The 18,526-nt window shown below is 66.5% G+C and carries 17 protein-coding genes; 9 read left to right on the top strand and 8 right to left on the bottom strand.

Going from position 1 to position 18,526, the window contains the following annotated elements:
* Nucleotides 1-331 precede the first annotated feature (331 nt).
* From ACYJP6_RS15760 to ACYJP6_RS15775, 4 genes are all read left to right on the top strand, one after another.
* The gene (locus ACYJP6_RS15760; protein ID WP_459475972.1) at nucleotides 332-1,792 is read left to right on the top strand and encodes a mannose-1-phosphate guanylyltransferase/mannose-6-phosphate isomerase; all 1,461 of its coding nucleotides are present in this window, start codon (nucleotides 332-334) and stop codon (nucleotides 1,790-1,792) included.
* A 117-nt stretch (nucleotides 1,793-1,909) separates the two neighbouring features.
* On the top strand, nucleotides 1,910-2,773 hold the full coding sequence (locus tag ACYJP6_RS15765; RefSeq protein WP_459475973.1) for a TIGR01459 family HAD-type hydrolase: 864 nt from the start codon (nucleotides 1,910-1,912) through the stop codon (nucleotides 2,771-2,773).
* 23 nt (nucleotides 2,774-2,796) lie between these two features.
* Nucleotides 2,797-3,771: a 2-hydroxyacid dehydrogenase gene (locus ACYJP6_RS15770; protein WP_459475974.1), complete on the top strand. Its 975-nt coding sequence runs from the start codon at nucleotides 2,797-2,799 to the stop codon at nucleotides 3,769-3,771.
* Between the two features lie 231 nt (nucleotides 3,772-4,002).
* Nucleotides 4,003-5,523: a fumarate hydratase gene (locus tag ACYJP6_RS15775; protein ID WP_459475975.1), complete on the top strand. Its 1,521-nt coding sequence runs from the start codon at nucleotides 4,003-4,005 to the stop codon at nucleotides 5,521-5,523.
* A 48-nt stretch (nucleotides 5,524-5,571) separates the two neighbouring features.
* Here ACYJP6_RS15775 and ACYJP6_RS15780 read toward each other — a convergent pair whose 3' ends face one another.
* Both ACYJP6_RS15780 and ACYJP6_RS15785 read right to left on the bottom strand, forming a co-directional pair.
* Entirely contained in the window at nucleotides 5,572-6,456 is an 885-nt protein-coding gene (locus ACYJP6_RS15780; protein WP_459475976.1) for a carbon-nitrogen hydrolase family protein, read from the bottom strand.
* The gene (locus ACYJP6_RS15785; RefSeq protein ID WP_459475978.1) at nucleotides 6,453-7,040 is read right to left on the bottom strand and encodes a GNAT family N-acetyltransferase; all 588 of its coding nucleotides are present in this window, start codon (nucleotides 7,038-7,040) and stop codon (nucleotides 6,453-6,455) included. Before ACYJP6_RS15785 ends, ACYJP6_RS15780 begins: the two co-directional genes overlap by 4 nt.
* A gap of 105 nt (nucleotides 7,041-7,145) precedes the next feature.
* On the opposite strand from ACYJP6_RS15785, the gene ACYJP6_RS15790 reads away from it, so the two are divergent.
* Entirely contained in the window at nucleotides 7,146-7,547 is a 402-nt protein-coding gene (locus tag ACYJP6_RS15790) for a ketosteroid isomerase-related protein (protein WP_459475979.1), read from the top strand.
* Between the two features lie 74 nt (nucleotides 7,548-7,621).
* Nucleotides 7,622-7,990, top strand: coding sequence for a putative quinol monooxygenase (locus ACYJP6_RS15795; protein ID WP_459475980.1), 369 nt, complete (start codon nucleotides 7,622-7,624; stop codon nucleotides 7,988-7,990).
* Here the strand turns inward: ACYJP6_RS15795 and ACYJP6_RS15800 are convergent.
* The 4 genes from ACYJP6_RS15800 to ACYJP6_RS15815 form a co-directional block, all read right to left on the bottom strand.
* Nucleotides 7,965-9,269, bottom strand: coding sequence for an acyltransferase family protein (locus ACYJP6_RS15800; protein WP_459475981.1), 1,305 nt, complete (start codon nucleotides 9,267-9,269; stop codon nucleotides 7,965-7,967). The genes ACYJP6_RS15795 and ACYJP6_RS15800 overlap by 26 nt on opposite strands.
* A gap of 94 nt (nucleotides 9,270-9,363) precedes the next feature.
* The gene (locus ACYJP6_RS15805) at nucleotides 9,364-10,518 is read right to left on the bottom strand and encodes a phospholipase D-like domain-containing protein (protein WP_459475982.1); all 1,155 of its coding nucleotides are present in this window, start codon (nucleotides 10,516-10,518) and stop codon (nucleotides 9,364-9,366) included.
* Between the two features lie 196 nt (nucleotides 10,519-10,714).
* Complete coding sequence (locus tag ACYJP6_RS15810; RefSeq protein WP_186309212.1) at nucleotides 10,715-12,853, bottom strand: putative bifunctional diguanylate cyclase/phosphodiesterase; 2,139 nt, start codon at nucleotides 12,851-12,853, stop codon at nucleotides 10,715-10,717.
* Between the two features lie 250 nt (nucleotides 12,854-13,103).
* A complete protein-coding gene (locus ACYJP6_RS15815; protein ID WP_145007774.1) occupies nucleotides 13,104-13,799 on the bottom strand; it encodes an OmpA family protein in 696 nt (231 codons plus the stop codon).
* Nucleotides 13,800-14,017: 218 nt separating this feature from the next.
* Here ACYJP6_RS15815 and ACYJP6_RS15820 point away from each other — a divergent pair, with 218 nt between their 5' ends.
* The 3 genes from ACYJP6_RS15820 to ACYJP6_RS15830 are packed head-to-tail and all read left to right on the top strand — an operon-like array spanning nucleotide 14,018 to nucleotide 16,555.
* Nucleotides 14,018-14,308: an ArsR/SmtB family transcription factor gene (locus ACYJP6_RS15820; protein WP_459475983.1), complete on the top strand. Its 291-nt coding sequence runs from the start codon at nucleotides 14,018-14,020 to the stop codon at nucleotides 14,306-14,308.
* Nucleotides 14,309-14,326: 18 nt separating this feature from the next.
* The gene (locus tag ACYJP6_RS15825) at nucleotides 14,327-15,490 is read left to right on the top strand and encodes an MFS transporter (RefSeq protein WP_459475984.1); all 1,164 of its coding nucleotides are present in this window, start codon (nucleotides 14,327-14,329) and stop codon (nucleotides 15,488-15,490) included.
* A gap of 15 nt (nucleotides 15,491-15,505) precedes the next feature.
* Nucleotides 15,506-16,555: an alkene reductase gene (locus tag ACYJP6_RS15830; RefSeq protein WP_459475985.1), complete on the top strand. Its 1,050-nt coding sequence runs from the start codon at nucleotides 15,506-15,508 to the stop codon at nucleotides 16,553-16,555.
* A gap of 377 nt (nucleotides 16,556-16,932) precedes the next feature.
* Here the strand turns inward: ACYJP6_RS15830 and ACYJP6_RS15835 are convergent, their stop codons facing one another.
* Both ACYJP6_RS15835 and ACYJP6_RS15840 read right to left on the bottom strand, forming a co-directional pair.
* Nucleotides 16,933-17,880 (bottom strand): Nudix family hydrolase, encoded by a 948-nt coding sequence (locus ACYJP6_RS15835; RefSeq protein ID WP_459475986.1) that lies wholly within the window; start codon nucleotides 17,878-17,880, stop codon nucleotides 16,933-16,935.
* Nucleotides 17,877-18,515 carry a glutathione S-transferase family protein gene (locus ACYJP6_RS15840; protein ID WP_459475987.1) on the bottom strand — a complete coding sequence of 213 codons (639 nt, stop codon included), beginning with the start codon at nucleotides 18,513-18,515 and terminating at the stop codon, nucleotides 17,877-17,879. Before ACYJP6_RS15840 ends, ACYJP6_RS15835 begins: the two co-directional genes overlap by 4 nt.
* Between the last annotated feature and the right edge of the window lie 11 nt (nucleotides 18,516-18,526).

Below are 18,526 nucleotides of genomic sequence, written 5' to 3' on the forward strand. Positions count from 1 at the left end.
ATTCGGTGACCCCTGTCCGTGAAAGACTGTCATCTCCCTCCAATAAAAAGGTTTCAGCAGCGCGGTGGTGGCCTTCCAGGCGAGAAAACTTGCCGGACATCTCAAAACCGCCGTATTTCCGGAAAAAGGAAACTTCGCTGAGAACCACTTTCGTTTGATTCTGTCTTTGTCTGGTCCTTACCCATGGCCATGATGGCCAATGGCGATCAGTCGCATCGTTCAATTAGTACCGGTCGAGTTGTCGCCCGGTTGATCTTTCGAAGCACGGACGCTTCGTCCCGACCCTAGGGACAGCGGCCATAAATCAGCAGACGCTGAAGGAGTAACGCCCATGATTCCCGTCATCCTGTCCGGTGGTAGCGGCTCGCGACTCTGGCCCCTCTCGCGCAAGCTCTATCCCAAGCAGTTCCTGGCCCTGACCAGCGAACAGACCATGTTCCAGGAGACCATCAACCGCCTGGGCTGCGAGGGCAGCATCGATTGCCCCATCATCGTCTGCAACGCCGAGCACCGTTACCTGGTGGAAGAGCAGCTCAAGGCCGTCGAGTGCAAGCCCCAGGCGCTGATCATGGAGCCTTTCGGCCGTAACACCGCGCCGGCCGTGGCCATCGCTGCCATGCAACTGGTCGCCGACGGCAAGGACGACCTGATGCTGGTGCTGCCTGCCGATCACGTGATCGAGGACGAAGCCGAATTCAAGGCCGCCCTGCAGCAGGCCGCCGCCGCCGCCGAGCGGGGCGAGATGGTACTGTTCGGTATCCCGGCCACCGCGCCCGAGACCGGCTACGGCTACATCAAGACCGGCGCCACCGACGGCCTGCCCCAGGGCGTGTCCCGCGTCGAGCGCTTCGTCGAGAAGCCCGATGCCGTCACCGCCACCGAATACGTGGCTTCCGGCGACTACTGCTGGAACAGCGGCATCTTCCTGTTCCGCGCCAGCCGTTTCCTGGAAGAGCTGAAGAAGCACGACACCGACATCTACGACACCTGCCTGCTGGCCCTGGAGCGCAGCAGCATCGACGGTATCAACATCAGCATCGATGCCGCCACCTTCGCCGTGTGCCCGGACAACTCCATCGACTACGCGGTCATGGAAAAGACCACCCGCGCCTGCGTGGTGCCCATGAGCGCTGGCTGGAACGATGTCGGTTCCTGGTCCGCCCTGTGGGACGTGCATGCCAAGGACAGCAACGGCAACGTCATCAAGGGCGACGTCGTCCTGCATGACAGCCGCAACTGCCTGGTACACGGCAATGGCAAGCTGGTGACCCTGGTCGGTCTGGACGATGTGGTCGTGGTGGAAACCAAGGACGCCGTCATGATCGCCCACAAGGACAAGGTCCAGGACGTCAAGAAGCTGGTCAACACCCTCGAGAAGCAGAACCGCAACGAGGTCAAGGCCCACCAGGAAGTCTTCCGTCCCTGGGGTTCCTACGACTCCATCGACATGGGTCAGCGCTTCCAGGTCAAGCGCATCACCGTCAAGCCGGGCGCCCAGCTGTCGCTGCAGATGCATCACCACCGTGCCGAGCATTGGATCGTGGTCTCCGGTACCGCCGAGGTCACCTGTGACGACAAGGTCTTCCTGCTGACCGAGAACCAGTCCACCTACCTGCCGATGACCTCCGTGCACCGCCTGGCCAACCCCGGCAAGGTACCGCTGGAGCTGATCGAGGTGCAGTCCGGTGGTTACCTGGGCGAGGACGACATCGTCCGCTTCGAGGACATCTACGGCCGCGTCGACACCCAGGCCCTGGAAGTCGCCAAGGCAGGCAAGGCGTCGACCCGCTAAGCCTGGCTACACGGCAATGAACAGACACCGGCTCAGGCCGGTGTCTGCGTTTTCGGCAGCCGCCCGGCAAACCGGTTAGGCTTGTCGTTTCCTCTCTCGACCTCTGGATTCCGCTGCATGACCTCTCCCACCCTGCTCCGCCTCGATCAACTGGACGAGGCCCTGGCCGCCTATGACGGCTTCATCCTCGACCTCTGGGGCGTGCTGATCGACGGCTACGAGACCTTCCCCGGCGCCCGCGCCTGGCTGGAGCGGCGGGCGGCCGAGGGCAAGCCGGTGTGGTTCCTCAGCAACGCCTCGCGCGATGCCGAGGGCATGGCCGAGGAATTGGTCAAGCTGGGCGTGCCGCGTGAACTCTTCGCCGGCGTAACGACTTCCGGCCAGTTGGCCATCGATGCCTTCCTCGAGGATCCCACCTTCACCCAGGGAGGTATCTACCTGTCCGGCCCCGGGACCGGGCAAGTGGGCTGGCCGGCGGTGATCCGCGAACGCTTCGTCGACGACATCGACCAGGCGGCCATCATCCTCGGCGTCGGCAGCTTCCCGGAAGACGAGCTGGAAGCCCGCTTCGCGCCGCTGGCCGGGGCACTGGACAAGCCTTTTCTGTGCGCCAATCCGGATCGCAACGTGGTCTCCGGGGGTCTACCCTTCTATGCGGCCGGCAAGCTGGCGGATCGCTTCGCCGAACTGGGCGGCGCGGTCACCTGGTACGGCAAGCCCGATCCCTATGCCTATCGCTGCGCGGCGCGGGAGCTGGCCGAACGGGGCGCCAGCCGACTGCTGTTCGTCGGCGACTCCCTGGTGACCGATGTACCTGGCGCGGTAGCCGCGGAGATCGACTGTCTCTGGCTCGCCGCCACCGGGATCCACCGCGAGGCCCTGGGGTTGGCCTTCAACCAAGAACCCACCCGCGAGGGACTCGAGGCGCTGCTGACCCAGCATGGCGAGCGCCCGCGCTTCGCGGCCGCGGGCCTGGCTTAATCTTTTCGTAATCCGAGGTGTCGATGAGCAAGAAGCACGTAGTGGTCTTCAACCGCCTGCCCGAACAACTGGTGGAGCGCCTGCGCGAACACTTCACCGTCGAGGTGCTGCCCTTCAGTGCCAACATCGATCTCTTCGCCGCTACCGCAGCCAAGGCGCAGGGCCTGATCGGCGCCAGTCGCAAGCTGGGCGCCAAGGAGTTGGAGATGGCCACCACCCTGGAAGCCATCGCCAGCGTTTCGGTGGGCTACGACAGCTATGACGTGGACTACCTGACCGGGCGCGGCATCCTGCTCACCAACACCCCGGACGTACTCACCGAGACCACCGCCGACCTCGGTTTCACCCTGCTGATGAGTGCTGCCCGACGGGCTCCCGAGCTGGACGCCTTCGTCAAGGCCGGCCTCTGGCGCAAGGGCATCGGCGAAGAACACTTCGGCACCGACATCCATGGGCGTACCCTGGGTATCGTCGGTGCCGGACGGATCGGCGCCGCCATCGCCAAGCGCGGCCACTTCGGTTTCAACATGCCGATCCTCTACGCCGCCAATAGCCCCAAGCCCGACTTGGAAGAGCAGATGGGCGCCCAGCGCCGCGAGCTGGACGAGTTGCTCCAGGAGGCCGACTTCGTCTGCCTGGTGGTGCCGCTCTCGGCCGCCACCGAAGGCCTCATCGGGGAGCGCGAACTGGGACTGATGAAGTCCAACGCCATCCTGATCAACCTGGCGCGCGGCGCGGTGGTCGACGAGCCGGCACTGATCGAGGCGCTGCGCAGCGGCCAGATCCGCGGTGCGGGCCTCGATGTCTATACCCGGGAGCCGCTGGAAGCCTCGCCGTTGTTCGAGCTGCCCAATGTGGTCACCCTGCCGCACATCGGCTCGGCCACCCAGGAGACGCGCTATGCCATGGCGGAACGGGCGGTGAATAACCTGATCGCGGCGCTCACCGGCGAGCGCCCGACCGATCTGGTCAACCACGAGGCCCTGGAACGCCGCTAGGCGCTGATCGCCCACAGCCGTCCCGCGCGGCGTGCCGTCTGGCCCCTGAAAGGCTATACTGCCGCGCCGCTCTCGGGTCGGCCGCCCCGGCCGGGTGGGCCTTTCTCAGTGTGTCCAGGCCACCCCTCCGATCGGGCGCTTCCATTGCCCGGTCCGTGCGACCCGAATTGCGCGCCCGTCTCCCCACCGCCCGTGGGCGAGGCGCAAGAAACCGCCAAGAGGAGCGCGTACATGACCGTGATCAAGCAGGATGACCTGATCCAGAGCGTCGCCGACGCCCTGCAGTTCATCTCCTATTACCACCCCGTCGACTTCATCCAGGCCATGCACGAGGCCTATCTGCGCGAGGAATCCGCCGCCGCGCGCGACTCCATCGCCCAGATCCTGATCAACTCGCGGATGTGCGCCACCGGCCACCGGCCGATCTGCCAGGACACCGGCATCGTCACCGTCTTCGCCAAGGTCGGCATGGACGTGCGCTGGGACGGCGCCACCCTGAGCCTGGACGAGATGATCAACGAAGGCGTGCGCCGCGCCTACAACCTGCCGGAAAACGTCCTGCGCGCCTCGATCCTGGCCGACCCGGCCGGGGCTCGCAAGAACACCAAGGACAACACTCCGGCGGTGATCCACTACCAGATCGTCCCCGGCAACACCGTGGAGATCGATGTCGCGGCCAAGGGCGGCGGCTCCGAGAACAAGTCGAAGATGGCCATGCTCAACCCGTCCGACTCCATCGTCGACTGGGTACTCAAGACCGTGCCGACCATGGGCGCCGGCTGGTGCCCGCCGGGCATGCTGGGCATCGGCATCGGCGGCACCGCCGAGAAGGCCGCGGTGCTGGCCAAGGAATCGCTGATGGACGAGATCGACATCCATGAGCTGAAGGCCCGCGGTCCGCAGAATCGCCTGGAAGAGCTGCGCCTGGAGATCTTCGACAAGGTCAACCAGCTGGGCATCGGTGCCCAGGGCCTGGGTGGCCTGACCACGGTGCTGGACATCAAGATCAAGGACTACCCGACCCACGCCGCCTCCCTGCCGGTGTGCATGATCCCCAACTGCGCCGCTACCCGCCACGCCCACTTCGTGCTGGACGGCTCCGGCCCCGCCGCGCTGGCGGCCCCGCCGCTGGACGCCTATCCGGAAATCGTCTGGGAAGCCGGCCCGAGCGCTCGCCGCGTCGACCTCGACACCCTGACCCCGGAAGAGGTGCAGAGCTGGCAGCCGGGCGAGACCGTGCTGCTCAACGGCAAGATGCTCACCGGTCGCGACGCCGCCCACAAGCGCATGGTCGACATGCTCAACAAGGGCGAGCCGCTGCCGGTGGACCTCAAGGGCCGCTTCATCTACTACGTCGGCCCGGTCGATCCGGTGGGCGACGAGGTGGTCGGCCCGGCTGGCCCGACCACGGCGACCCGCATGGACAAGTTCACCCGCCAGATCCTCGACCAGACCGGTCTGTTGGGCATGATCGGCAAGTCCGAGCGCGGTCCCATCGCCATCGAGGCGATCAAGGACCACAAGGCGGTCTACCTGATGGCCGTCGGCGGCGCCGCCTACCTGGTGGCCCAGGCCATCAAGGGCGCCAAGGTCCTGGCCTTCCCGGAACTGGGGATGGAAGCCATCTACGAGTTCGAGGTGAAGGACATGCCGGTGACCGTGGCGGTGGACACCCGTGGCGAGTCGGTGCACATCACCGGCCCGCAGGTGTGGCAGAAGAAGATCGCCGACAGCCTGGCCGTCGAGATCTAACCGGCCAATGCCAGAAAAAGCCCAGCCTCAGTGCTGGGCTTTTTTCATTCAGTGGCCGGCCTCTAGTACCTGCCACTGCGCCGGCCAGTCACGGCGGATGAACACCTGGCCGTTGCTCCGCACTCGCCGCACCTCGTCCAAATCGACCTCGGCCTGCAGCCACTGGCTGAATTCGGGACAGAGTTCGTCGCTCTGGGCGATCACCCCGTCGGCCGGCATGCCCCGATCCGGTGGAACGAAGAGCCCGGCCCGCCCGACGTTCTCGTCCAGCGCGGGCGACCAGGGCGCCAGCCCCACGGTCGGCGCCTGCAGCACCGCGAGCTGGTTTTCCAGCGCCCGCGCCTGGGCCCCCACCCGCACCCGGTGGAAGCCGGCCACGGTATCGGTACAGCTCGGCACCAGGATCAGATCCACCCCGGCTTCGGCCAGGTGCCGAGCCAGGAGCGGGAATTCACTGTCATAGCAGATCAGGATGCCAAGGCGCCCCAGAGAGGTGTCGAAGACGCGCAGGCCCTCGCGGCCGCCGGCGATGTTCCATTCTTCCCGCTCGAAACGGGTCATCATCAGCTTGTCCTGATGGCCCAGGCAGCCTTCGGGACCGAACAGCCAGGCCCGGTTGCGGTACCGGCCATCGTCATCGAGCACCGGCAGCGAGCCCGGCTGCAGGTAGAGCTGCAGCCGGCGCGCCAGGCCCTCGCAGAGCGCGTGCCAGGCCGGCAGCAAGGGCTGGATACCGGCGATGGAGCCGTGCAAATCGCTGCGCGCGGCGGGCGGCAACTGGCCGCTGAGCACCAGCCCGGCGTATTCGGGCAGAAGCAGGAGCTGGCTGCCCTTGGCGGCGGCCTCCTCGCAACGTTCGGTCAAATGCGCGGCATAGGCGTCCCAGGTCTCCAGCAATTCGATGGCGTATTGGCAAGCGGCCAGGCGGATCATGGCAATTCCTTGAGCCAGAAAGTCAGGGGTTTGGGCGATTCGACGACCTCGTCGAGATCCTGCCACAGGTATTGGGTGGTCAACTCCGGATGCTCGGCGAAGCCCTCGCTGTGCCAGAGGCCATGCAGGGGACGATAGTCGGCCGGGCGGCGCGGATGATCATCCGGGCGCTGCACGGCGCAGAAGGCGCACCAGGAAAAACGCCGCAGCTGTCGCGCCCGCGCCTCGCGTTCGGCGAAGAAGCGCCGACCGAGCCCCCGCCCCCGGTAGGCCGGCAGCAGCAGGGATTCCCCGAAATAATAGATCCGCTCCACTGGCCAGCCGCCTGCCAGAAAGGGCTGCTGGAATTCCCCGGTCTCGTCCGCCAGTGGCAGGGCGGTGGCCGCCCCCACCACCCGTCCGCCGTCGCAGACCAGCACGCAGAGGCTGTCCGGGGAATCCGCATAGGTTTGCAGGTAGCGCGCCTCGTAGTCCAGGGTGCCATCGTAGAGATAGGGGAATTCGCGAAAGACGGCGATACGCAACGCGGCCAGCTCGGGAATCAGCGGCGCGAGCGCGGCGCCCTGGAGAAGTTGGATGTCCATGGACTCTTCTGGTTAAGCGAGAGACGTGAATGGCTATGTCGGAGCCGTCCAGGCACCCTACCATGCCTCGGCAACACCGCTTTTTCACCAACGACAGGAGCCGCCATGACCACGACCGACCTCATCGACGCCTACTATGCCGCCTTCAATGCCGGCGACATGGAGATCTTCCTGGAGCTGCTCACCGAGGATGTCGTCCACGACATCAACCAGGTCGAACGCCAGGTGGGCAAGGCGGCCTTCGCCGCCTTCATGGCGCACATGAATCGCTGCTACCGCGAGCGCCTGACCGATCTGGTGGTGCTGGCCGAACCCAGTGGCCAGCGCGCCGCCGCCGAATTCGTCATCCACGGTGAATACCTGGTCACCGATGCCGGGCTGCCCGAGGCCAATGGCCAGACCTACGAGCTGCCGGTGGGGGCCTTCTTCGAGATCCGCGACGGCAAGGTGGCGCGGGTGACCAACTACTACAACCTGAACGACTGGATCGCCCAGGTCGGCGCCTGACGTCCGTCAGCGCCAGGGAGCGCTGGGCAGTGCCTGGGGTCGCATGCAGACCATCCCTGACTTCCGGAGATCCCATGCCTACCCATCCCAGCGATTCCGTCTGCAGCCTGGCCCCCGTGTTCGCCGTCCAGCCCGATCAGCTCGAGGCCTTCAAGCGCCTGGGCGACGCCATGCTGCAACGCACCCGCAACGAACCCGGCTGCCTCTACTACGGCTTCTGCTACGACGGCACCACGGCACGCTGCCGAGAAGGCTACCGTGATGCCCAGGCGCTACTGGCACACCTGGACAACGTCGGCGATCTGCTGGAGCAAGCCCAGGCCATCGCCACCCTGGAGCGCTTCGAGGTGTTCGGCGCGGCCGATCAGCTGGAGCAGCTGCGCGAGCCGCTGGCGGCGCTGAATGCCCGCTTCTTCGTCATGGCCGCAGGCTTCCGCCGCTAGCCTGGGGTGGTTTCTGCTGCGGCGCCAGGCGCGGCAGCAGTAGCGCCAGGATGCGCTTGCGGGTCGGCACCACCAGCCGCTCCTGGAACAGTACGCAGAGCACCACCACCGCCAGCAGGAACAGCCAGTACCACTCGATGGAGTTGGTATAGGCCCCAGCTGCGGCGATGCAGACCTCGCGATTGCCGCTCAGGCAGGCCTTGAGATCGCCCCCGACCAGCTGTTCCAGCGTCATGTAGATGCCCGAGAGGGGCACATGCAGGGCGAACATCGACAGCGACGCACCGCCGAGGCGCGGCGACCAGTGGCGGATGCGCTCACTGGCCGGCTCCTGCGCCAGGGCAGCCAGGTACACCAGGATCAGTTGGGAAGGCAGGAACAGGCCGTTGTGGAAGAGGAAATACCAGAACTTCGGTCCATGGGTGAACAGCGCCGTACCCACGGCGAAGCTGAGGATCAGGTAGCTCGCCAGTAGCACCCGCCCCCGCTCGGACGGCATCCGCCCCTGCTCGTGCTGGCGGCGGAAGATCGCATAGAGCAGGATGCCGGCAAGAAACTCCGGCAGGCGCAACAGCGGCACCCGTTGCAACAGGCCGGTGAAGGGCATGCCGTAGTTCTGGTGGACGATCACCAGCAGCGGCGGGATCAGGTAGAGCGCCCAGACCAGCAGCAACAGATGCCAGGGGCGTTCGCTGGTCATCAGTCGGGGCGCCAGCTTGGGAAAGGTCAGATAGAAGAAGAACAGCGCCGAAATCGACCACAGGGGCGCATTGAAAGTCAGGTAGTAGGGATTCCAGGCCTGCAGCATGAACAGTTGCAGCACGGCATTGAACGCCAGTTCGCCGTTGGTCATGAAGTGCTGGAACAACTCGGGATTGGTTCGCGCCAGGGGTTCGTTGGTGTCGAAGACCACGAAGCGAATGCTCGCCGTGGCGGCGCCCGGCGGTATGCCCAGGCTGCCGATCCAGGTCACCACGGCCATCGCCAGCAGCAGCGCGAAGATGTGGATCGGATAGAGGTTGGCGAAACGCTTGACCCAGAAGCTGCGCGCCGGCTCGCGCAGGCTGCCGCGCCCGCAATAGACATGGGCCAGCAGGAAGCCGGAGAGCACGAAGAAGGTGCTGGTGGCGAAGAAGCCCATGCTGGTGATCTCGTCCAGCAGGGGAATGGTCTTGCGCTCGGGATAGAAATGGATGGTGTGGTAGATCACCACATAGAAACCCATCAGGAACCTGAGCCACTCCAGACCGATGAAGCGGTGTTTATCTAAAGTCTGCACTAAGGCGTTACTCGTCTGGCCTCGTCCGCGGGACGACGGGTCCGGCCTACCGCACCGGATCGGTCATGTTACCCCTACCTGGCATCCGGGGCTGCTAACCGCGCCCCAGTACGCCGATCACCAACCGATCCAGCGAGCCCCACAGCCACTCGCGCGCCCGCAGCCACCAGGGCCGGCTGCGCCAGAAGTCGAGGGTGATTTCCCGACTCTGGGCGAAATCCTTGACGAAACTGGCCGCTACCGCCTGGCTCAGGCCGCGGTCCACCGCCTCGACGTTGGCCTCCAGGTTGAACCTCAGGTTCCAGTGGTCGAAGTTGCAGGAACCGACGCTCACCCAGTTGTCCACCAGCACCATCTTGGCGTGGATGAAGCGCGGCTGGTATTCGAAGATGCGTACCCCGGCGCGCAGCAGGCTGCGGTAGTAGCGTTGCCCGGCGAAGCGCACCGGCGGGTTGTCGGTGTGCCGCCCGGTGAGCAGCAGGCGTACGTCGGCGCCACGGCGTGCCGCGCGCCTCAGGGCCCAGCGCACCCGCCAGGTCGGCAGGAAATAGGGGGTGGCGAACCAGATGCGCTCGCGACCACCGACCAGGGCGCGGATCAGCGCCTGCAGGATGTCGCGGTGCTGGCGGGCATCGGCATAGGCGACCCGGCCCTGCCCTTCCTGGGCGGCGGGTGGCGGTGGCGGTCGTTCGCGGCCGCGCCGAGCGCGGGGTTTCCAGGCCCGCCGGCGGCGCACCGCCTCCCATTGCCGCTCGAACAGCGCCAGCCAGTCCTCCACCAGCGGACCCTGGATGCGCACCATGACCTCATGCCAATTGCAGTCACTGGCGGCCGGATTCCAGAAGTCATCGGTCGCGCCGCTGCCGCCGACGAAGGCCTCGTGGCCGTCGATGATGAAAATCTTGCGATGATCGCGGTGCAGGTTGTGCAGCCCATGGCCGAAGCGTACGGGATTGAAGATGCGGATCTCCGCCCCTGCTTCCTCCAGCTGGCGCCGCAGATCGGCATCCATCCGCAGGGTACCGAAGCCATCGAACAGGCAACGCACGACGACGCCGCGGCGCGCCGCCTCGGTCAGGGCCACGAGCAGCCGCTCGGAGCAACTGCCGGCTTCCACCAGATAGAGTTCGACATCGATCTGGCGCTCGGCGCCAGCGATGGAGTCGAGCATGGCCGGAAAGAACCGACCGCCGTCCACCAACAATTCGAACCTGTTGTTTTCCCGCCATGGAAAGACGGCGCCCCGCATGCTTCCTACTCCGTGCCGATGGCCACTGCATAAGAAGGTCTGCGCGAGGGTTCGTTCAGTGAGTTTCGGGGTTTGCCAAGCCTATCGCTCACCCGGGCCGCCTTGGCCGGTCTGGAATGGGAGCTGCTCGGCCACCCCGACCGATCGATGGTGCGCCCGGTACCCCGCGCCCGTGCCACGGAGCCCTTGGGCGGGCTCAGAGCGTGGGCTCGGGGCGTCGCGCGGTCCAGTCCACCTGTTGCGGGAAGCGCCCGGTCACTTCGGCGCTCAGCGGCCGCGAGACCAGGAAGCCCTGCATGATTTCGCAGCCGTGCTCGATCAGCCAGTCGCGCTGCTCCAGCGTCTCCACCCCTTCGGCGATCACTTCCAGATCCAGGTTGCGACCCAGTTCCAGGATGGTGCTGACGATGGCCGCATCCCGGGAGGAATCCAGCATGTTGGCGATGAACAGCTGATCGATCTTGAGGGTATCCAGCTCGAAGTGGCGCAGGTAGGCCAGTGAGGAATAGCCGGTGCCGAAATCGTCCACGGCGATGCGCACCCCCAGGGCACGCAGTTGCGACAGCTGCGCCCGGGTGTAGTCGATGTCGTGCATCAGCGCCGTCTCGGTCACCTCGATTTCCATCTGCTCCGGGCGCAGGCCATAGGTCTCGATGATCTGCCGCAGGCTCTCCGCCAGTTGCGGCATGCCGAACTGCACCGGGCTGAGGTTGATGCTCAGGAGCAGCTCGTCGCCGTAGATTTCCTGCAGGGTCTGCAGCTTCATCGCGCCTTCGCGGAAGATCCAGTCGCCGATGCGATTGATCAGCCGGGTCTCTTCCAGCAGGGGGATGAACACGCTGGGCGAGACCTTGCCGGCCACCGTGTGCTCCCAGCGCAGCAGTGCCTCGAAGCCGCGCAGGCGACCGTCGCGCAGATAGACCTGCGGCTGGTAGGCGAGCACGAAGTCCTTGTTGTCGATGGCGTTGCGCACGCTCTCCTCGAGCATCAGCCGCGAGCGGGCGCGGCCGTTCATCTCCGGCGAGAAGAAGCGGTATTGCTGACGGCCACCGCGCTTGGCCTCGTACATGGCGATGTCGGCGGATCGCAGCAGGCCATCCACGGTGTGGCCGCAATCGGGATAGCTGGCGATGCCGATGCTGGCGCCCAGGCTGACTTCCATGCCATCGATGCGATGCACCGTGGCCAGCAGCTCCAGCAGTTTCTCGGCGACCCGGGCGGCATCCTCGGGATGCTCCAGGGAGTCGAGCAGCGCGGTGAATTCGTCGCCACCCATGCGCGCCAGGATGTCATAGGGCCGCATGCAGCTCTTTAGCTGCTCGGCGACGATGCACAGCACCCGGTCCCCCGCCTCGTGGCCGAGGGAGTCGTTGATGCGCTTGAAGCCGTCCAGGTCGATGTAGAGCACCGCCATGCGCTTGCCGTTGCGCCCGGTGCGCGCCAGCGCCGCTTCCAGGGTCTGGTTGAAGCCACGGCGATTGAGCAGACCGGTCAGGGCGTCGGTGACCGCCTGGGATTCGAGCTGGTCCTGCAGTTCGCGCATGCGCGACATGTCCAGGGCGATGATGACCATGGCGCGCTGCATGCGCGGCAAGGGCGCGCAGGACAGCGCCACCGGCAGGAAGTCGCCACGACTGGTGCGCAGCCGGGCATCGTGCAGGCGATAGGTTTCGCGGCGGTCGTAGTGCTCCATGAAGGGAGAGGTCTGCCAATCGTCGAGGCCCGTGCCGCCTTCCAGGAAATCGAGGAAGTTGGCATGGACCAGATCGCTGACGCTGCACCTGAGCATGCGCGCGATGGCGGCGTTGGCGAAGGTCACCCGGCCCTGTTCGTTGACGGTGAGGATGCCTTCGGAGGCATTGTCGAGCAGCGAGTCGCTGAAGGACTTGGCCAGTTCCAGTTGCTGGGTGGCCTGCAGCAGTTCGCGTCGATTGCGCTCGTGGTCGAGCAGCGAGCGCACCTTGTGCCTGAGGATATTGGGATCGACCGGCTTGAGCAGGTAGTCGACCGCGCCGGTGGCATAGCCCCGCAGCACCGATTCGTAGGAATGGGCTTCGGCGGAAACGAAGATGATCGGAGTGAACCGGGTGCGCAGATTGCTGCGCATGATGCGCGCCACCTCGAAGCCGTCCATGATCGGCATCTGGACGTCGAGCAGCACCAGGTCCACGGTTTCGTCCAGCAGGTACTGCAGGGCACGCTCACCCGACGCCGCGGTGATCACCCGCCAGTTCCCTACCTCCAGCACGGCCTGCATGGCGAGCAGGTTCTCCATGCGGTCGTCCACCACCAGCAACACCGGGCCTTGCTCTGTCTGCGGCAACGGGCACTCCATCAAGCCTCTTCTCCCCGCGGCCTAGGCCGCCCAGCAGCAGCCATGAGCGGCTGGCTAACCCTTCCCGTTGTGATCCTGATAAACAGTGATGCCCTAACCCTACTAGCGTAGCAGCCAGGCAGGCGTCTGCCGCCTGCCAATCGGCAGGTGGGACCCCTTGCGACGTCTATCAGAGCGCAAAATGGAAAAGCAGTTTCCGCGCTGCTTCACGAAGGCGCGGAAACTGCGGCTCGCGGGCGACGAGCGGTCGTTACTGGGCGGGGGTGGCCGTCGCGCCTGGCAGGGGTCGCAGATTGACCTCGACCCGGCGATTCTGCGCCCGGCCGTCGGCGGTGGCGTTGCTGGCGATGGGCGCGTCGGGGCCGGCGCCACGGGTGCTCAGGCGCGCCGTGGGCACGCCCTGGGCGGTCAGGTAGCCGGCGACGTTCTGCGCCCGGCGCTGGGACAACTCGACGTTGTGGGCGCGGCTGCCGGTGCTGTCGGTGTAGCCGACGATCTCGATGCTGTTCTGGTCGAACTGCTTGAAGGAATTGGCCAGGTCGTTCAGCGGCTTGTAGAAGCTGTTGGCGATGTCGGCCGAGTCGGTGGCGAAGGTGATGTTGCCGGGCATGATCAGCTTGATGTCGTCACCCTGCCGCTGCACCTCGACGCCGGTGTTCTCCATCTGCTTGCGCAGCTCGGCTTCCTGGCGGTCGGCGTAGTAACCGTACCCGGCGGCAGCGGCGCCCACGGCGGCGGCGCCGATCAGTGCCCCCTTGCCCCGGTGGTTGTGATCGATGGCCGCGCCGGCCACGGCACCGGCCAGCGCCCCCAGGCCACCGTACTTCGCGGTCTTGGACGTGCCACCGCTGGCCTGGCCCTGGTTTTCGTAGGGATTGGGGGATGCGCATCCGGCCAGGGCGGTCACGACCAGGCTGGCGAGAAGGATACGGGTTGGCAGCGCCATGTCTTGACTCCTTGAAGAACGATCGCGGCGGACTCTGCCGCACCTTGGGATTCTAGCCGCGTGATCTGAATCGCAACTGAACGAAGCGACGCCACTGGACACTTATCGCGATAGTGGGCCTCTAAGCCGGCGATAGGCAGAATCGAAGATGGATAGCTTGCACATCGATTTTTTACGATCTAAGGTTCGTTACAACCCGATATGACGATACGACCGCGATGGACGACATCCTCAAAGCCCTGGCCAATCCCTTGCGCCGCCAGATCCTGAGCTGGTTGCGCGATCCCCGGCAGTACTTCCCGCACCAGGAGCACGACCCGGGCGTAGGGGTGTGCGCCGGACAGATCGAGGCGCGTGCCGGGCTGTCGCAATCCACGGTATCCGCCCACCTGGCGGTGCTGGCGCGGGCCGGGCTGGTCACCACGCGGCGGATCGGCCAATGGGTGTTCTACCAGCGCGACGAGGCCGCCATCCAGGCGTTCCTGCAGCGCCTCGCTCGCGAACTCTAGTCTGTGCAAGGAATCTTCATGCCCGCTTCTCTCATCGTGCTGGCGCTGAGCGCTTTCGCCATCGGCACCACCGAATTCGTCATCATGGGCCTGTTGCCCAACGTCGCCGCCGACCTCGGCGTGTCCATTCCCAGCGCCGGCTGGCTGGTCACCGGCTATGCCCTCGGCGTGGCCATCGGCGCACCCTTCATGGCACTGGCCACCGCCCACTGGCCGCGCAAGCGCGCCCTGCTCGCGTTGATGGGCATCTTTATCGTCGGCAACCTGCTCTGTGCGGTGGCGACCGGCTACAACATGCTGATGCTGGCCCGGGTGGTCACCGCGCTGTGCCACGGGGCCTTCTTCGGCATCGGCGCCGTGGTGGCCGCGAGCCTGGTCCCGGAGAATCGCCGCGCCTCGGCGGTGGCCCTGATGTTCACCGGCCTGACCCTGGCCAACGTGCTGGGCGTGCCCCTGGGCACCGCCCTGGGCCAGGCCGCCGGCTGGCGCTCGACCTTCTGGGCGGTGGCGGTGATCGGCGTGGTCGCCCTGATCGGCCTCTGGCGCGTGCTGCCGGCCGATCGCGACCAGCCGCGTGCCGACCTGCGCCGGGAGTTGCTGGCGCTGCGTGGCCTGGGCTTCTGGCTGGCGCTGTCGATGACGGTGTTCTTCGCCGCCTCCATGTTCGCCCTCTTCACCTACGTCGCCCCGCTGCTGCAGGAAGTCACCGGGGTCTCGCCACGGGGCGTGACCGGTACCCTGCTGCTGATCGGCCTGGGCCTGACCCTAGGCAACTTCATCGGTGGTCGCCTGGCCGACTGGCGCCTGGCCACCAGCCTGGTGGGCATCTTCGTCGCCCTGGCGCTGACCTCCGCCGCGCTGCGCTGGACCGGCCACGCCTTCCTGCCCGCCGAGATCACCCTCTTCCTCTGGGCCGCCGCCGCCTTCGCCGCGGTACCGGCCCTGCAGATCAACGTGGTCACCTTCGGCAAGGACGCGCCGAACCTGGTCTCGACCCTCAACATCGGCGCCTTCAACGTGGGCAATGCCCTCGGCGCCTGGGTCGGCGGCCTGGTGATCGACCACGGCCTGGGTCTCACCGCGGTACCCCTCGCCGCCAGCGGGCTCGCCCTGCTGGCCCTCATCGCCACCCTGCTGACCGCCAGCCAGGCCCGCAAGAGCGGCCTGGCGACCGCCAGCTAACCAAGAGAGCTAGCCATGACTCAGCTGTTCGAGCCGATCAAGATCGGCGCCCTGGAACTGCCCAACCGCGTCATCATGGCGCCCCTCACCCGCTGTCGTGCCGAACCGGGCCGCGTCCCGGGCGACCTGATGGTCGAGTACTACGTGCAGCGCGCGTCCGCCGGCCTGATCATCACCGAGGCCACCTCGGTGGATCCGATGGGCGTGGGTTATCCCGACACCCCCGGCATCTGGTCCGATGCCCAGGTGGCCGGCTGGCAGCGCGTGACCACTGCGGTGCACAAGGCCGGCGGCCGCATCGTGCTGCAGCTCTGGCACGTGGGCCGCATCTCCGATCCCCGCTACCTCGACGGCGAGCTGCCGGTGGCGCCCAGCGCCATCGCCGCCCAGGGCCATGTCAGCCTGCTGCGGCCCAAGCGTGACTACGTCACCCCACGGGCGCTGGAAACCGACGAGATCCCGGGGATCGTCGCCGCCTACCGCCGTGGCGCCGAGAACGCCAAGCGCGCCGGCTTCGATGGCGTCGAGGTACATGGCGCCAACGGCTACCTGCTCGACCAGTTCCTGCAGAGCGACACCAACCAGCGCACCGACGGCTACGGCGGCTCCATCGAGAACCGTGCCCGGCTGCTGCTGGAAGTGACCGATGCCTGCATCGACGTCTGGGGCGCCGATCGCGTCGGCGTGCACCTGTCCACCCGTGGCGACATGCACACCATGGGCGACAGCGACCCCGCCGCCACCTTCGGCCATGTCGCCCGCGAACTGGGTCAGCGCCAGGTGGCCTTCATCTGCATCCGCGAAGCGGCCGGTAGCGACAGCCTCGGTCCGGACCTCAAGGCGGCCTTCGGCGGCGTCTACATCGCCAACGAGAAGTTCGACAAGGCCAAGGCTAATGCCTGGCTGGAGGAAGGCAAGGCCGATGCTGTGGCCTTCGGCGTACCCTTCATCGCCAACCCGGACCTGCCGCAACGCCTGGAACAGGACGCCGCGCTGAACGAGCCGCACCCGGACACCTTCTACAGCAAGGGCCCGGTGGGCTACATCGACTATCCGCGGCTGTAATTTTCCCGCCGATGAAAAAGCCCGCCGATCGGCGGGCTTTTTTTGGACTTCGCTACGCTCGACCCAACCTACGGCCGAAATCGTAGGTTGGGTTGAAACAGCTCCATCGTCCAAGCCCAACAATCACGGGCACGATGCTTCCCTGTTGGGCTTCGCTGCGCTCAACCCAACCTACGGCCAAAATCGTAGGTTGGGTTGAGACGGCGCCATCGGCGAAGCCCAACGGGCTCGGGCACGGTGCATCCCTGTTGGGCTTCGCTGCGCTCAAGCCAACCTACGGCCGAAATCGTAGGTTGGGTTGAGACGGCTCCATCGTCGAAGCCCAACAGTCTCGGGCACGATGCATCCCTGTTGGGCTTCGCTGCGCTCAACCCAACCTACGCGGGGCCTGGCCAGAACGCCCGGATCGCCGCCACGCCCTGGGCGCCGGCCTGCCAGGCGCCACCCAGGTCCTCGTCGCCCAGGCCGCCCAGCAGGTAAGCCGGCAGGTTGCAGTCGGCCAGTAGCTGCTGGGCCTTGACCCAGCCCAGGGTTGGGGCGCCGGGATGGCTAGCAGTGGGCATCACCGGCGACAGGGTGACGAAATCCACCCCCATCCGCTGGGCCAGGGCCAGTTCCTCGGCGTCATGGCAGGAAGCCGCCAGCAGGCGATGCTCCGGGAACGGCCGGCCATTGGGCGCATAACGACGCAACTGCTCCGCGGTCAGGTGCCAGCCGGCGGCCGGGAAATCACCCAGCCATTCCAGCGGCCCCTTGAGCATCAGCTGGGCGCGACCGGTGCAGAGGCCCTGGACATCGCCGGCCAGGTCGCGGTACTGGGGATCGAAGTTGTCCGGCGTGCGCAGCTGGACCAGGCGGATGCCCTTGTCCAGCGCCCGGTGCAGGCCGTTGAGCAATTCCGCGGTGGTCAGCTCGCCGGGGGTGATGAGGTAGCGCTCCGGCAGGCGCGCGGCCTGGACGATGGGCCGGTTGGCCGCCGGGAAGTCGTAGTGGGCCAGGTCGCGCGGAGCGACCCAGGCCAGCGGCTGGCCTTCGGCGCCATGGGCGTCACCGCTGAAGGCCTCCACCTGCCAGACGTCCAGCAGCACCGCCTGGTCGGGATAGTCGTGGCGCACCTGCAGCAGCGGTCGCGCCGCCGTCACCTGGATGCCCAGCTCCTCGGCCAGTTCGCGGGCCAGCGCCGTGGCCGGTGCCTCGCCGGGCTCGACCTTGCCACCGGGAAACTCCCAGAGGCCGCCCTGGTGCTTGTGGGCGGGACGCTGGGCGATGAGGATCTGCCCAGCAGGATCGCGGATCACTGCGGCGACGACGTGCAAACGACTCATGCGCTCTGCTCCTCGGTTTCAGCCTCCGCCAGCCAGCGCTGGAAGGCCGGCCAGGCGTAGATGGTCTCGACATAGGCGGCCGCCTCGGCCGACAGCTCCACCCCATAGCTGCGGAAGCGACTCGCCACCGGCGCATAGAAGGCATCGGCGATGGTCGGGGTGCCGAACAGATAGGCGCCCTGCTCACCGTAGCGCTCGCGACATTCGCGCCACAGCCGTTGGATGCGCTGGATGTCTTCCACGGCCTCGGCGGTGGTCGACTTCAACCGCTGGCGCCGGCGCAGGTCCATGGGCAGCTCGCGGCGCAGGGCGAGGAAGCCGCTGTGCATCTCGGCGCATAGCGCCCGGGCATGGGCGCGAGCCAGGGTATCGGCGGGCCACAGGCCGGCGTCGGGATAGGCTTCGGCGAGGTATTCGACGATGGCCAGGGAATCCCAGATGGTGCCCTCGGCCAGCTTGAGCACCGGCACCTTGCCGGTGGGCGAGTGGGCCTTGAGCAGGGCGCGGCTGTTGGGGGTGTAGAGCGGGATCGACACCTCTTCATAGGCAGCCCCGCTCAGCTCCATGGCCAGCCAGGCCCGCAACGACCAGGAGGAGAAGTTCTTGTTGCCGATCACGAGTTGCAGCTGGGACATGCGGGATTCCT

It is taken from the genome of Pseudomonas sp. No.117 (assembly GCF_054558395.1).

Bases quoted from the DNA above. Each gene is read 5' to 3' on its own strand.
- ACYJP6_RS15760 (WP_459475972.1), top strand. From the start codon at position 332: ATGATTCCCGTCATCCTGTCCGGTGGTAGCGGCTCGCGACTCTGGCCC.
- ACYJP6_RS15765 (WP_459475973.1), top strand. From the start codon at position 1,910: ATGACCTCTCCCACCCTGCTCCGCCTCGATCAACTGGACGAGGCCCTG.
- ACYJP6_RS15770 (WP_459475974.1), top strand. From the start codon at position 2,797: ATGAGCAAGAAGCACGTAGTGGTCTTCAACCGCCTGCCCGAACAACTG.
- ACYJP6_RS15775 (WP_459475975.1), top strand. From the start codon at position 4,003: ATGACCGTGATCAAGCAGGATGACCTGATCCAGAGCGTCGCCGACGCC.
- ACYJP6_RS15780 (WP_459475976.1), bottom strand. From the start codon at position 6,456: ATGATCCGCCTGGCCGCTTGCCAATACGCCATCGAATTGCTGGAGACC.
- ACYJP6_RS15785 (WP_459475978.1), bottom strand. From the start codon at position 7,040: ATGGACATCCAACTTCTCCAGGGCGCCGCGCTCGCGCCGCTGATTCCC.
- ACYJP6_RS15790 (WP_459475979.1), top strand. From the start codon at position 7,146: ATGACCACGACCGACCTCATCGACGCCTACTATGCCGCCTTCAATGCC.
- ACYJP6_RS15795 (WP_459475980.1), top strand. From the start codon at position 7,622: ATGCCTACCCATCCCAGCGATTCCGTCTGCAGCCTGGCCCCCGTGTTC.
- ACYJP6_RS15805 (WP_459475982.1), bottom strand. From the start codon at position 10,518: ATGCGGGGCGCCGTCTTTCCATGGCGGGAAAACAACAGGTTCGAATTG.
- ACYJP6_RS15810 (WP_186309212.1), bottom strand. From the start codon at position 12,853: ATGGAGTGCCCGTTGCCGCAGACAGAGCAAGGCCCGGTGTTGCTGGTG.
- ACYJP6_RS15815 (WP_145007774.1), bottom strand. From the start codon at position 13,799: ATGGCGCTGCCAACCCGTATCCTTCTCGCCAGCCTGGTCGTGACCGCC.
- ACYJP6_RS15820 (WP_459475983.1), top strand. From the start codon at position 14,018: ATGGACGACATCCTCAAAGCCCTGGCCAATCCCTTGCGCCGCCAGATC.
- ACYJP6_RS15825 (WP_459475984.1), top strand. From the start codon at position 14,327: ATGCCCGCTTCTCTCATCGTGCTGGCGCTGAGCGCTTTCGCCATCGGC.
- ACYJP6_RS15830 (WP_459475985.1), top strand. From the start codon at position 15,506: ATGACTCAGCTGTTCGAGCCGATCAAGATCGGCGCCCTGGAACTGCCC.
- ACYJP6_RS15835 (WP_459475986.1), bottom strand. From the start codon at position 17,880: ATGAGTCGTTTGCACGTCGTCGCCGCAGTGATCCGCGATCCTGCTGGG.
- ACYJP6_RS15840 (WP_459475987.1), bottom strand. From the start codon at position 18,515: ATGTCCCAGCTGCAACTCGTGATCGGCAACAAGAACTTCTCCTCCTGG.